The sequence below is a fragment of the Pseudomonas sp. YA1 genome (assembly GCF_058680555.1).
The window spans coordinates 77117-89600 of record NZ_JBZWBG010000024.1 but is presented as its reverse complement, the minus strand read 5'-3'; the positions used below and the strand labels follow the sequence as shown (position 1 = coordinate 89600).

Below are 12484 nucleotides of genomic sequence, written 5' to 3'. Positions count from 1 at the left end.
TCGAGCGTCCCAGCGAATCGTCTTGCCAAGATAGACTCGGGCTTCTTGCAAAAGTTCTCCCCTCCAAGCATGCGTCACGAGTTTTTTCCTCGCTCGTGACGTGCGGCCCCGGACATCGTGTCCGGGCCCCGCGAAAATGGATTGCATCGGGCTCAGGGCCCGGCCTCTGTGCCGCTGGGTAGGCCAACCGGACGAGGTCTTCAGGCATCCTGCTTTGGAACCGATGCGTCTAAGAAAGTTCCAGCACTACATCGCCCCGCTCTGATGACGCCTGCCGATGACAGGCCCGCAGCTCATCCGCCGGACCGGCAGCGGGGGTGCGCTATTGTGCCGCCAGGCCCTTCTATATACTAGGGCTCCACCACGGGGAAATGCGGGCATGAGCCAACATTATCAACACGATGTACTGGTCATCGGCAGCGGCGCCGCCGGCCTGAGTCTGGCCCTGACCCTTCCGGAACACCTGCGCATCGCCGTCCTCAGCAAGGGCGAACTGTCGCAGGGCTCGACTTACTGGGCCCAGGGCGGCGTGGCCGCCGTGCTGGACGATACCGACACCGTGGAATCCCACGTCGAGGACACCCTGGTCGCCGGTGGCGGCCTGTGCCGCGAGGACGCGGTGCGCTTCACCGTGGAGCATAGCCGCGAGGCGATCCAGTGGCTGATCGAACAGGGGGTGCCCTTCACCCGCGACGAGCAGCACAACCACGAGGAAGGCAGCTTCGAATACCACCTGACCCGCGAAGGCGGGCACAGCCACCGGCGCATCATCCATGCCGCCGACGCCACCGGTGCCGCGATCTTCAATACCCTGCTGGCCCAGGCCCGGCGGCGACCGAACATCGAGCTGCTGTCGCAGCGGGTGGCGGTCGACCTGATCACCGAGCGCAAGCTCGGCCTGCCGAGCAAGCGCTGCCTGGGCGCCTACGTGCTGAATCGGGAAAGCGGCGAAGTCGACACCTTCCGTGCCCGCTTCAGCGTGCTGGCCTCCGGCGGCGCGAGCAAGGTCTACCTTTATACCAGCAATCCCGACGGCAACTCCGGCGACGGCATCGCCATGGCCTGGCGCGCCGGCTGCCGGGTCGGCAACCTGGAGTTCAACCAGTTCCACCCGACCTGCCTGTACCACCCGCAGGCCAAGAGTTTCCTCATCACCGAGGCATTGCGCGGCGAAGGCGCCCTGCTCCGCCTGCCCAATGGCGAGCGTTTCATGCCGCGCTTCGACCCGCGTGGCGAACTGGCGCCCCGGGACATCGTGGCCCGCGCCATCGACCATGAAATGAAGCGCCTGGGGATCGACTGCGTCTATCTGGACATCAGCCACAAGCCGGCCGAGTTCATCAAGGCGCACTTCCCCACCGTCTACGAGCGCTGCCTGGACTTCGGCATCGACATTACCCAGCAACCGATCCCGGTAGTGCCGGCCGCGCACTATACCTGCGGCGGCGTGCTCGTCGACCAGCACGGGCATACCGACGTGCCGGGCCTCTACGCCATCGGCGAGACCACCTTCACCGGCCTGCACGGCGCCAACCGCATGGCCAGCAATTCGCTGCTGGAATGCTTCGTCTATGCCCGCTCTGCCGCCGCCGACATGCTCCAGCGCCTGCCCGGCACGCCCCTGCCGGAAAGCCTGCCGAGCTGGGACGCCAGCCAGGTCACCGACTCCGACGAGGACGTGATCATCGCGCACAACTGGGACGAACTGCGGCGTTTCATGTGGGACTACGTCGGTATCGTGCGCACCAACAAGCGCCTGCAGCGCGCCCAGCACCGGGTGCGCCTGCTGCTCAGCGAGATCGACGAGTTCTACAGCAACTACAAGGTCAGCCGCGACCTGATCGAGTTGCGCAACCTGGCGCTGGTCGCCGAACTGATCATCCGCTCGGCCATGCAGCGCCGCGAAAGCCGGGGCCTGCACTACACGCTGGATTATCCGGACCTGCTGCCCGAAGCCCGCGACACTATTCTGGTGCCGCCCATCTACGGCGACTGAAGCGCAGGCGGACACGCAGGCGCCGATGGCTGTCGGCCCCCAACGCATCGGCCGGGATACAGCAGCCAAGGATGCGCCAGCGGCCCGGCAGGCGCACGCGCAGTACGATCAGCCAGGGCAGCGCCAGGCTGTCAGGGCGCAATTGCACCGCTTGCCAGCCGCTTCCGGCGCTCCACAGCTGCCAGCCCCGCTCGTCATGGCGCAAGCCACGGAAGGCCCGCGAGCCGCGCAGCAGTACCTGGCGGTACAGCCCCCAGGCACCGTAGGCCAGGCAGACCAGCGCCAGCGGCGGCTTCAGCCAGACCGGCTGCGCCGCCAGCAGGATCGACAGCAGCGCCAGGGCCCACAGTGCCAGGCTCGCCGCCAGCAGGATCGGAGAGACCCGCCAGCGGCATTCGAACGGCTCAATCCGGCTGGACACGGTCCAGGATCATCCGCACCATCCGCCGCAGGTCGGCGTCTTCCGGCTCGCCGCGCTGCATGAACCAACCGAACATGTCCTGGTCCTCGCACTCCAGCAGCTTGCGGAAGCGCGCCTGGTCCTCGGCGTCCAGGCCCGGGTAAACCTCCTGCACGAAAGGCACCAGCAGCACATCCAGTTCCAGCATGCCGCGACGGCTGTGCCAGTAGAGTCGTTTCAGTTCGGTTTCATCTGCCATGTTCGGGCTCCTCGAAAACGCCCGGCATTATAGGGCGGTTGCGCTCGAATGGCGCGGCCTGATGACGAGGCGTCGCTCCGCCGGCGTCCGCCCTTGGTCGTATTGCCCGGAAAACCAAGGGCATCCGCGCGGGACGCAGGCCCATGCCGACGGCGGCCTCGGAAGTGTCCGACAACCGTCAAGGCGGATGCGTCAGGCAGTCTTGCCCGCTGACAAGCCTCGGACCGAGTTCTATGATGACGGTCCTGACTGACTGACCGCGCAGCATCGCAATGGCCGACCCCGCTTTCCACACTCCGCTAGTCCATGAAGGCATCCTCGCCGTCCGCGGCCCGGACGCCGCCAAATTCCTCCAGGGCCAGTTGACCTGCAACCTCGCCTATCTGAACGACGAGACCTCCAGCCTCGGCGGCCGCTGCAACATCAAGGGTCGCCTGCTATCGAGCTTCCGCATCCTGCCCGAGGGCGACGGCCTGCTGCTGGCGATGGCCGGCGAGCTGCTCGAGGCCCAGTTGGCGGAGCTGAAGAAATACGCCGTATTCTCCAAGGCCAGCCTTGCCGACGAGAGCGCAGCCTGGCTCCGCGTCGGCCTGCGTGACGCCGGCGAGGCGCTACGCGCCCTGGGGATCGAGGCACCGGCAGAGAGCGGCAGGATCGTCCGCCACGGCGACCTGCTCGCCGTCGCCCTGGGCGACGCCCGCGTCGAGCTGTGGATTCCGGCGCAGCGTGCCGAGACGGTGCTTGCCACGCTCCGCGAGCACAGCCGCGAGGCGCCGCTCGACGATTGGCTGCTCGGCCAGGTGCGCGCCGGCGTCGGCCAGGTGTTCGGCGCTACCCGCGAGCTGTTCATCCCACAGATGATCAACCTGCAGGCGGTCGGCGGGGTCAGCTTCAAGAAGGGCTGCTATACCGGCCAGGAAATCGTCGCCCGCATGCAGTATCTCGGCCGCCTCAAGCGCCGCCTGTATCGCCTGGCGCTGGGCGGAGACGAGGTGCCGGCGCCCGGCACCGGGCTGTTCTCGCCGGTCCATTCCACCAGCGTCGGCGAAGTGGTACTGGCCGCCCGTACGCCGGAGAACAGCGTGGAATTGCTCGCCGTGCTGCAGGACGACGCTGTCGCCGACGGCCGGATCAGCCTCGGAAGCGCCGAAGGAGCGCCGCTCGTCCTCCTCAATCTGCCTTACACGCTGGACAGCGACCGCGAAATCCAGCGCTGACCGTAAACTGTGCCTCGCCGTCCGCGGACGGCCCGCCAGTATTCCCATGGCCGGTGCACGTAGAGCGTGCTCCGGCCATTGCGTTTTCAAAGGAAATGCCATGAGCAAGCTTGCCGACAAAGTCCAACAGGACCTGATCCGCGCCATCGATCAGGATGAACTGGTGCTGCCGACCCTGCCCGAGGTGGCCCTGCAGGTCCGTGAGGCGGCGGAAGACCCGGATGTCAGCATCCAGGCCCTGAGCAAGGTGATCGGCAACGACGCGGCGCTGACCGCGCGCATCATCCGCGTGGTGAACAGTCCGCTGCTACGCAGCCCGAAGGAAATCACCGACCTGCAGATGGCGATCAGCCGGCTGGGCATCAACTACACCTGCAACCTGGCCACCGGCCTGGCCATGGAGCAGATGTTCCAGGCCACCACCGACGTGGTCGACCGCAAGATGCGCGAAGTCTGGAACAAGAGCACCGAGATCGCCGGCATCTGCCACGTGCTGGCCCGTCACTACACCCGCCTGGCGCCGGACCAGGCGACCCTGGCCGGGCTGGTGCACCAGATCGGCGTGCTGCCGATCCTCACCTACGCCGAGGATCACAACGAGCTGCTGTCGGACTCCATCAGCCTGAGCCACGTGATCGAGCGCATCCATCCGCTGATCGGCGAGCGCATCCTCAAGGCCTGGGATTTCCCCGCACCGATCGCCGAGGTCCCGCGCCAGCACCTGGACTTCACCCGCAACTCGCCGCGCGCCGACTATACCGACCTGGTCCAGGTCGCCACCCTGCAGAGCTACCTTGGCAGCGAGCATCCCTATACCCGCCTGGACTGGAGCCAGATCCCGGCGTTCGCCAAGCTCGGCCTCGAACCGACCGTCGACATGAAGGAAGACGAGGACCTCTCCAGCGCCCTGGAAGCCGCCACCAGCATGCTGCAATAGGCCCGCCCTACTCCGCCGGGAAGCGCACCCGCACCAGCAAGCCGCCCAGTTCGCCCTGGTCGAGCTGGATCTGCGCCCGGTGCGCCCGGCAGACCTCGCCGACGATCGCCAGCCCCAGGCCGCTGCCGGGGCTGTCGCCGCGCCGGTAGAAGCGCTGGAAGACCCGCTCGCGGTCGGCGGCGGGAATTCCCGGACCATCGTCTTCCACTTCCAGCACTCCCCCCTCCAGCACCCTGAGGATCACGTTGCCGCCCTGCGGGGTGTGCGCCAGCGCGTTGTCCAGCAGGTTGCTGAGCAATTCGTTGAGCAGCGTCGGTTCACCCTGGATCCACACCGGCCCGGCGCTTTCCAGCGCCAGCGAGGCTCCCCGCGCATAGGCCAGCGGCGCCAGCGCCAGGCCCAGTTCCCGGGCCAGGGCGGTCAGGTCGATACGCTCGGCGCCGCCCTCGGCGATGGCCTGGGCGCCGCTTTCGATGCGCGCCAGGGAGAGCAGCTGGTTGGCCAGATGGATCAGGCGGTCGGTGTTCTTCGCCGTGGTCTCCAGGGTCGAACGCCAGGCTTCCGGCTCCTGCTCGCGCAGGCCCAGTTCCAGGCGCGCCTTGAGCGCCGCCAGCGGCGTGCGCAACTCGTGGGCGGCATCGGCGATGAACTGCGACTGCCGCTCGAACAGGCTGCGCAGGCGCTGGGTGAAGTGGTTCAGCGACTCCACCAGCGGCCGCAATTCATGCTGGACCTCGAGCATCGGCAACGGCCGCAGGTCGTCCGGCTGGCGCTCTTCCACCTCGCGGCGCAGGCGATCCAGCGGACGCAGCGCGGCGCTCACCGCCAGCCACACCAGCACCAGCGCGCCGACGCCGAGGACGCCCAGGCGCAGCAGGGTATCGGTCATCAGGCTGCGCGCCATGCGCTCGCGGGCGCCTTCGGTCTCCGCCACGCGGATCTCCGCCATGCCGCTCATGCTCGGTTCGCTGACCGGTTGCAGCAGGCTCACCACGCGTACGTCGACGCCCTGGTAGACGCCGTCGTAGAACTTCGCCAAGGCCGGGTAGTCGTCGGTGCGCAGGGTCTCGGCGGGTGCTGCCGGAAGATTCTCGTAGCCGGAGATCATCCGACCATGGATGTCGTTGACCTGGTAGAAGATCCGCCCGGCGCTGTCGTAGGCGAAGGTATCCAGTGCCACGTAGGGGACGTCGGCGCGCAGGGTGCCGTCCTTCTCGTAGAGCCCGTCGGCGATCGCCCGCGCCGAGGCCAGCAAGGTCCGGTCGTAGGCGGTGTCGGCCACCTCGCGACCGTTCCAGTAGGCGCTCAGGCCGCTCGCCAGGAGCACCAGCAGCAGGAGCAGGGCCAGCCACAGCAGCAGCCGTCCGCGCAGACTGCCGGCATCAGTCACCCTGCGCCTCCAGCAGGTAGCCGAGGCCGCGGAAGGTGACGATGCGCACGGCGCCGCCTTCCAGCTTCTTGCGCAGGCGGTGGACGTAGATCTCGATGGCGTCGGCGCTGGCCTCCTCGTCCAGGCCGAAGACCTGGGCGGCCAGTTGCTCCTTGCTCATCACCCGCCCCGGACGGGCGATCATCGCTTCCAGCACCGCCTGTTCCCGCGAGGTCAGGGTCAGCGGCTGCTCGTCGAGGCTGAAGCGCCGGGTGCCGAGGTCGTAGACCAGGGCGCCGCAGCGCTGCAACTGTTCGCCGCCGAGCACGCTGCGGCGCAGCAGGGCCTTGACCCGCGCCTCCAGCTCGGACAGTTCGAAAGGCTTTGCCAGGTAGTCGTCGGCGCCGAGATTGAGGCCGTGCACCCGGTCCTTCACCTCGCCGCGCGCAGTCAGCATCAGCACCGGCAGAGTCTTGCCGCGCCCGCGCAGGCGCGCCAGCACCTCGAAGCCGTCCATCCGCGGCAGGCCGACGTCGAGGATCGCCAGGGCGTACTCCTCGCTGGCCAGGGCCAGGTCGGCGGCCACCCCGTCCTGCAGCAGGTCTACCGTCCAGCCGGCGCCCTTGAGCGCCTGGACCACGCTTTCGGCGAGCTGCGGATGATCTTCCACCAGAAGGATGCGCATGGACGGTTCTCCACCACCGGATGAGGGCACAAGAGGCGAAGTGTACCGGGGAAAACCCTCCGGTAAATGGCTTCTCTGCCACCGGGGATTGCTGAAAGCCTGGCGAAAGCTTGGCGTCTTAGGATCAGTCGATGGACGGCGCAGATCGTCCGCCAAAACGCCCTGCAGCGTGGTGCTCGGCGTACAAGAACAAGAATCGGAGACCACTGCATGTCGACTTCCCTGCCGCAGGCCGCAAGGTCTGTACGTTTGTCCCGCAGCACCACCCTGACCACCACCGCCGTCGTGCTCGCCGGCATCGCGCCCCTGGGCAACGCCGCCGGCTTCCTCGAAGACAGCAAGGCCAGCCTGGAAACCCGCAACTTCTACATGAACCGGGACTTCCGCGACGGCCCCGGCCAGTCCAAGCGCGAGGAGTGGGCGCAAGGCTTCATCCTCAACCTGCAGTCCGGCTACACCCAGGGCACCGTCGGCTTCGGCCTCGACGCCATGGGCATGCTCGGCGTCAAGCTCGACTCCGGCCGCGGCCGCAGCGGTACCGGACTGCTGCCGAAGGATTCCGACGGCCGCGCGCCGGACACCTACTCGAAACTGGGCCTGACCGCCAAGGTCAAGGTCTCGCAGAGCGAGCTGAAGGTCGGCACGCTGATTCCGAAGCTGCCATCGGTACAACCGAACAACGGGCGGATCTTCCCGCAGATATTCGAAGGTGCGCTGCTCACCTCGAAGGAGATCAAGGACCTCGGCTTCACCGCCGGGCGCCTGGAAAAGACCAAGATCCGCGACTCCAGCGACTCCGAGGACCTCGCGCTGAACGACAAGAACGGCCGCTTCGCCGGGGTCAGCGCCGATCACTTCGACCTCGGCGGACTGGACTACAAGCTCACCGACCAACTCACCGCCAGCTATCACTACAGCAACCTGCAGGACGTCTACCGCCAGCACTTCGTCGGCCTGCTGCACAGCTGGCCGATCGGTCCCGGCGAACTGACCAGCGACCTGCGCTTCGCCCGCAGCACCGACAGCGGCTCGGCCAAGGCCGGCGGCATCGACAACAAGTCGCTCAACGGCATGTTCACCTACAGCCTTGGCAACCATGCCTTCGGCGCGGCCTGGCAGCGAATGAACGGCGACGACGCCTTCCCCTACCTGGAAGGCAGCAACCCCTACCTGGTCAACTTCGTCCAGGTCAACGACTTCGCCGGCCCCAAGGAGCGTTCCTGGCAACTGCGCTACGACTACGACTTCGTCGGCCTCGGCATTCCCGGCCTGACCTTCATGACCCGCTACGTCAAGGGCGACAATGTCGAACTCGCCGGGCAGCGCGGCGAAGGCCGCGAATGGGAACGCAACACCGAACTGCAGTACGTGTTCCAGAGCGGCGCGCTGAAGAACCTCGGAATCCGCTGGCGCAACGCGACCTTCCGTTCCAATTTCACCCGCGACATCGATGAGAACCGCCTGATCGTCAGCTATACCCTGCCGATCTGGTAAGCCAGAACAAGAACTCCACAGGAGCACCGATGATGATGAAACTGTCTTTTCGTCCCCTCGCCTTGGTTGCCGCCGGCCTGCTGCTGGCCGGCGCCGCCGTGGCCGAACCCAAGCGTCCCGAATGCATCGCCCCGGCGTCCCCCGGCGGCGGTTTCGACCTCACCTGCAAGCTGGCGCAGAGCGCCCTGGTCGAGGCCAAGCTGCTGAGCAAGCCGATGCGCGTCACCTACATGCCCGGCGGCGTCGGCGCGGTCGCCTATAACGCGGTGGTCGCCCAACGCCCGGGCGATGCCGGCACCATCACCGCCTTCTCCAGCGGCTCGCTGCTGAACCTGGCCCAGGGCAAGTTCGGCCGCTTCGACGAGAACGCGGTGAAATGGCTGGCCGCCATCGGCACCAGCTACGGCGCCATCGCGGTGCGCACCGACTCGCCCTACAAGAACCTCGACGACCTGGTGAAGGCGCTCAAGGCCGACCCGAGCAAGGTGGTGATCGGCTCCGGCGGCACCGTCGGCAGCCAGGACTGGATGCAGACCGCGCTGATCGCCAAGGCCGCCGGGATCAATCCGCGCGACCTGCGCTACGTGGCCCTGGAAGGCGGCGGCGAGATCGCCACCGCGCTGCTCGGCGGGCACATCCAGGTCGGCAGCACCGACATTTCCGACTCCATGCCGCACATCCTCAGCGGCGACATGCGCCTGCTCGCGGTGTTCTCCGAAGAACGCCTGCCGGAGGCGGCGATGGCCAACATCCCCACCGCCAAGGAACAGGGCTACGACATCGTCTGGCCAGTGGTTCGCGGGTTCTACCTCGGGCCGAAGGTCAGCGACGAAGACTACGCCTGGTGGAAGAACGCCTTCGACCAACTGCTGGCCTCCGAGGACTTCGCCAAGCTGCGCGACCAGCGCGAGCTGTTCCCCTTCGCCATGACCGGCGAGGAACTCGACGGCTACGTGAAGCAGCAGGTCCAGCAGTACAAGCAACTGGCCAAGGACTTCGGCCTGATCCAGTAAGCCAGCCCGCGCGCGGCCGGGCCCCGGCCGCGCCACGAGGATAGTCCCATGACCCGTTCCAACCTGTACCAGCGCCTGTTCGCCGGGCTCTGGCTGCTCGCCTGCGTCGGCCTGGCGGTCGCCGGCTGGCGTTACCAGGCGCCGTTTTCCTACGAACCGGTCGGCCCGCGCGCCTACCCGCTGCTCTGCCTGGCGCTGATGGGCGCCGGCCTGGCCTGGTTGATCGTGCGGCCGACGCCGATTCGCCACGCCGAGGACGAACAGCCGCTGAGCGGCGCCGTGCTGCTCAAGGTGCTCGCCTGCATCGCCCTGCTGCTGGTGTTCGCCGGTCTGTTCGAAGCGCTCGGTTTCATCCTCAGCGCCGCCCTGGTCGGCTCCTGCATGGCCATTCTCTACGGCGCCCGGCCACTGCCCGCGGTGATCACCGCGAGCCTGCTCGGGATCGGCCTCTACTGGCTGTTCGACCGCGCCCTGGACGTCCCGCTGCCGCTGGGCGTCCTCGACTTCCTGCCGCTGTGAGGACTTCGCGATGGAAACCTTGAACTACCTCGGCCAGGGCTTCGGCGTCGCGATGACCCCGACCAACCTGATCACCGCGCTGATCGGCACCCTGATCGGCACTATCGTCGGCCTGCTGCCGGGCCTCGGCCCGATCAACGGCGTGGCGCTGCTGATCCCGGTGGCCTTCGCCCTGGGCCTGCCACCGGAAACCGCGCTGATCCTGCTCGCCGCCGTGTACCTGGGCTGCGAGTACGGCGGGCGGATCAGCTCGATCCTGCTCAACATCCCCGGCGAAGCCTCGACCGTGATGACCACCCTCGACGGCTACCCGATGGCACGCAAGGGCCTGGCCGGCGTGGCCCTGTCGCTGTCGGCCTGGAGTTCCTTCATCGGCGCCTTCATCGCCACCTGCGGGATGGTCCTGTTCGCCCCGCTGCTGGCCAAGTGGGCGATCGCCTTCGGTCCGGCGGAATACTTCGTACTGATGGTCTTCGCCATCGTCTGCCTCGGCGGCATGGCCGGCGACAAGCCACTGAAGACGCTGCTGGCGGCGTTGCTCGGGCTGTTCCTGTCCTGCGTCGGGATCGACGCCAACAGCGGCGTGTACCGCTTCACCGGGGACAGCATCCACCTCGCCGACGGCATCCAGTTCGTGGTCCTGGTACTGGGTCTGTTCTCGGTCAGCGAGATTCTCCTGTTGCTGGAAAAGACCCACCACGGCCAGGAAGCGGTCAAGGCCACCGGGCGGATGATGTTCAACTTCAAGGAAGCCGCCAGCGTATTCCTGGTCAACCTGCGCTGCGGCGTGCTCGGCTTCGTCATGGGCGTGCTGCCCGGCGCCGGCGCGACCCTGGCCAGCGCCGTGGCCTACATGACCGAGAAGAAGCTGGCCGGCGCCAAGGGCGAGTTCGGCAAGGGCGACATGCGCGGCCTCGCCGCCCCGGAGACCGCCATTGGCGGCGCGGCCTGCGGCGCCATGGTGCCGATGCTGACCCTCGGCGTGCCCGGCTCGGGCACCACCGCGGTGATGATCGGCGCCCTGACCCTGTACAACATCACTCCTGGCCCGCTGCTGTTCCAGCAGCAACCGGACATCGTCTGGGGCCTGATCGCCTCGCTGTTCATCGCCAACGTCATGCTGATCATCCTCAACGTGCCGATGGTCCGTGTGTTCACCCGCATCCTCGCGGTGCCGAACTGGGCCCTGGTGCCGGCCATCGCGATCATCACCGGGATCGGCGTGTACGGCGTGCACGCGACTACCTTCGATCTGTTCCTGATGGTCGGCATCGGCGTGCTCGGCTACATCCTGCGCAAGCTCGACTTCCCGCTCTCGCCGCTGCTGCTGGGCTTCATCCTCGGCGGGCTGATGGAACAGAACCTGCGCCGCGCGCTGTCGATCTCCAACGGCGAACTGGGCATCCTCTGGTCGAGCCCGATCAGCCTGGTGACCTGGGCCCTGGTGGTGGTGATGCTGCTGTTGCCGCTGGTCCGCGCCTGGCGCCGCCGCGCGACCCGTCGCGCGACAGGGCTGGCCGATGCCTGAGCGCGTCACCTGGAGGCTGTACTGGGCGACGCCGTTGGTCGGCGCCCTTGGCGGCTGGCTGGCAAGCCTGGTCGGCTGGCCGCTGCCGTGGATGATCGGCTCGCTGCTGGCGGTGATGCTGGTGCGCTGCCTGGCCGACCTGCCGCTGGCCGAAGTGCCGGGGGCACGCAAGTGCGGGCAATGGATCGTCGGCATCGGCATCGGCCTGCACTTCACTCCGGCAGTGATCGAGCAAGTGCTGGCGCACAGCGCGATCATCGTTTTCGGCGCCGTGGCCACCACGCTTTCCAGCGTACTGGCGATCGCCTTCATGCGCCGCAGCGGCGAGGACCGCGCCACCGCGTTCTTCGCCAGCATGCCCGGCGGCGCCAGCGAGATGGTCAACCTCGGGCAGCGCCACGGCGCGGTGCTCAGCCGCGTCGCCGCAGCGCAGAGCCTGCGCCTGTTGCTGGTGGTGCTGCTGGTGCCGGCGGCGTTCCAGTACCTGCTCGGCGGCGGCCAGCCGGGCCCGCACCAGGCCGCGCCGGTGGACTGGCGCTGGCTGGCCCTGCTGTTCCCGGCCGGGGCGCTGGTCGCGCTGGGCTGGCAGAAGTTGCGCCAACCCAATCCCTGGCTACTCGGCCCGCTGCTGCTGGCGGCCAGCGTCAGCCTCGGCTTCGACCTGCATATCGGCCTGCCGGCCGGTTCCAGCGGCGTTGGCCAATGGCTGATCGGCAGCGCCCTGGGTTGCCATTTCAACCGCAGTTTCTTTCGCAGCGCTCCGGCCTTCGTCAGTCGCACCCTGGTCTGCACGCTGTGGATGATGTTCGCCGCGGCGCTCGCCGCCGAGTTGCTCGGCTGGCTGACCACCCTCGACCACCAGTCGCTGATGCTCGGCATGATGCCCGGCGGCATCGCCGAGCTGAGCCTGACCGCCGAAGCCTTGCAGCTCTCGGTGCCGCTGGTCACCGCCCTGCAGGTGCTGCGGCTATTGCTGGTGCTGTTCCTCGCCGAGCCGTGCTTCCGCTACTGGAGGAAGCGCGCCGGCTGATCGAGCCACGCCGCCACACTGGATGTGTGGCGTTTTC

Annotated in this window: 12 protein-coding genes; 8 read left to right on the top strand and 4 right to left on the bottom strand. The window is 67.6% G+C overall.

Going from position 1 to position 12484, the window contains the following annotated elements:
- Positions 1-379 precede the first annotated feature (379 nt).
- Positions 380-1996, top strand: coding sequence for an L-aspartate oxidase (gene nadB, locus AC4OR5_RS27450; protein ID WP_003110247.1), 1617 nt, complete (start codon positions 380-382; stop codon positions 1994-1996).
- Here nadB and AC4OR5_RS27445 read toward each other — a convergent pair.
- Together AC4OR5_RS27445 and AC4OR5_RS27440 are read right to left on the bottom strand one after the other, a co-directional pair.
- Positions 1965-2417: a protein YgfX gene (locus AC4OR5_RS27445; protein ID WP_058160266.1), complete on the bottom strand. Its 453-nt coding sequence runs from the start codon at positions 2415-2417 to the stop codon at positions 1965-1967. The two genes, nadB and AC4OR5_RS27445, sit on opposite strands and share 32 nt — an antisense overlap.
- The gene (locus tag AC4OR5_RS27440) at positions 2401-2655 is read right to left on the bottom strand and encodes an FAD assembly factor SdhE (RefSeq protein ID WP_003085532.1); all 255 of its coding nucleotides are present in this window, start codon (positions 2653-2655) and stop codon (positions 2401-2403) included. Before AC4OR5_RS27440 ends, AC4OR5_RS27445 begins: the two co-directional genes overlap by 17 nt.
- Before the next feature lie 272 nt (positions 2656-2927).
- Here AC4OR5_RS27440 and ygfZ point away from each other — a divergent pair, with 272 nt between their 5' ends.
- Positions 2928-3872, top strand: coding sequence for a CAF17-like 4Fe-4S cluster assembly/insertion protein YgfZ (ygfZ, locus tag AC4OR5_RS27435; RefSeq protein WP_071536177.1), 945 nt, complete (start codon positions 2928-2930; stop codon positions 3870-3872).
- Positions 3873-3972: 100 nt separating this feature from the next.
- A complete protein-coding gene (locus AC4OR5_RS27430) occupies positions 3973-4809 on the top strand; it encodes an HDOD domain-containing protein (protein WP_003085528.1) in 837 nt (278 codons plus the stop codon).
- A 7-nt stretch (positions 4810-4816) separates the two neighbouring features.
- Here AC4OR5_RS27430 and AC4OR5_RS27425 read toward each other — a convergent pair whose 3' ends face one another.
- Both AC4OR5_RS27425 and AC4OR5_RS27420 read right to left on the bottom strand, forming a co-directional pair.
- The gene (locus tag AC4OR5_RS27425) at positions 4817-6199 is read right to left on the bottom strand and encodes a sensor histidine kinase (RefSeq protein WP_003085526.1); all 1383 of its coding nucleotides are present in this window, start codon (positions 6197-6199) and stop codon (positions 4817-4819) included.
- The gene (locus AC4OR5_RS27420) at positions 6192-6863 is read right to left on the bottom strand and encodes a response regulator (protein WP_003085524.1); all 672 of its coding nucleotides are present in this window, start codon (positions 6861-6863) and stop codon (positions 6192-6194) included. Before AC4OR5_RS27420 ends, AC4OR5_RS27425 begins: the two co-directional genes overlap by 8 nt.
- 210 nt (positions 6864-7073) lie before the next feature.
- On the opposite strand from AC4OR5_RS27420, the gene AC4OR5_RS27415 reads away from it, so the two are divergent.
- From AC4OR5_RS27415 to AC4OR5_RS27395, 5 genes are read left to right on the top strand one after another with little or no spacing between them, the layout of a single operon-like run.
- Entirely contained in the window at positions 7074-8357 is a 1284-nt protein-coding gene (locus AC4OR5_RS27415; RefSeq protein ID WP_003134362.1) for an OprD family porin, read from the top strand.
- Between the two features lie 29 nt (positions 8358-8386).
- On the top strand, positions 8387-9370 hold the full coding sequence (locus AC4OR5_RS27410; protein WP_003085519.1) for a tripartite tricarboxylate transporter substrate binding protein: 984 nt from the start codon (positions 8387-8389) through the stop codon (positions 9368-9370).
- Positions 9371-9418: 48 nt separating this feature from the next.
- Positions 9419-9889 carry a tripartite tricarboxylate transporter TctB family protein gene (locus AC4OR5_RS27405; protein WP_003085516.1) on the top strand — a complete coding sequence of 157 codons (471 nt, stop codon included), beginning with the start codon at positions 9419-9421 and terminating at the stop codon, positions 9887-9889.
- Positions 9890-9899: 10 nt separating this feature from the next.
- Positions 9900-11417: a tripartite tricarboxylate transporter permease gene (locus AC4OR5_RS27400; RefSeq protein ID WP_003085514.1), complete on the top strand. Its 1518-nt coding sequence runs from the start codon at positions 9900-9902 to the stop codon at positions 11415-11417.
- Positions 11410-12447, top strand: a complete 1038-nt coding sequence (locus AC4OR5_RS27395) for an AbrB family transcriptional regulator (RefSeq protein WP_003134364.1) — start codon at positions 11410-11412, stop codon at positions 12445-12447. The genes AC4OR5_RS27400 and AC4OR5_RS27395 overlap by 8 nt, the downstream gene beginning before the upstream one ends.
- Positions 12448-12484 lie beyond the last annotated feature (37 nt).

Excerpts from the sequence above, each read along its gene's own strand:
- nadB (WP_003110247.1), top strand. The coding sequence starts at position 380 with ATGAGCCAACATTATCAACACGATGTACTGGTCATCGGCAGCGGCGCC.
- AC4OR5_RS27440 (WP_003085532.1), bottom strand. The coding sequence starts at position 2,655 with ATGGCAGATGAAACCGAACTGAAACGACTCTACTGGCACAGCCGTCGC.
- ygfZ (WP_071536177.1), top strand. The coding sequence starts at position 2,928 with ATGGCCGACCCCGCTTTCCACACTCCGCTAGTCCATGAAGGCATCCTC.
- AC4OR5_RS27430 (WP_003085528.1), top strand. The coding sequence starts at position 3,973 with ATGAGCAAGCTTGCCGACAAAGTCCAACAGGACCTGATCCGCGCCATC.
- AC4OR5_RS27420 (WP_003085524.1), bottom strand. The coding sequence starts at position 6,863 with ATGCGCATCCTTCTGGTGGAAGATCATCCGCAGCTCGCCGAAAGCGTG.
- AC4OR5_RS27415 (WP_003134362.1), top strand. The coding sequence starts at position 7,074 with ATGTCGACTTCCCTGCCGCAGGCCGCAAGGTCTGTACGTTTGTCCCGC.
- AC4OR5_RS27410 (WP_003085519.1), top strand. The coding sequence starts at position 8,387 with ATGATGATGAAACTGTCTTTTCGTCCCCTCGCCTTGGTTGCCGCCGGC.
- AC4OR5_RS27405 (WP_003085516.1), top strand. The coding sequence starts at position 9,419 with ATGACCCGTTCCAACCTGTACCAGCGCCTGTTCGCCGGGCTCTGGCTG.
- AC4OR5_RS27400 (WP_003085514.1), top strand. The coding sequence starts at position 9,900 with ATGGAAACCTTGAACTACCTCGGCCAGGGCTTCGGCGTCGCGATGACC.
- AC4OR5_RS27395 (WP_003134364.1), top strand. The coding sequence starts at position 11,410 with ATGCCTGAGCGCGTCACCTGGAGGCTGTACTGGGCGACGCCGTTGGTC.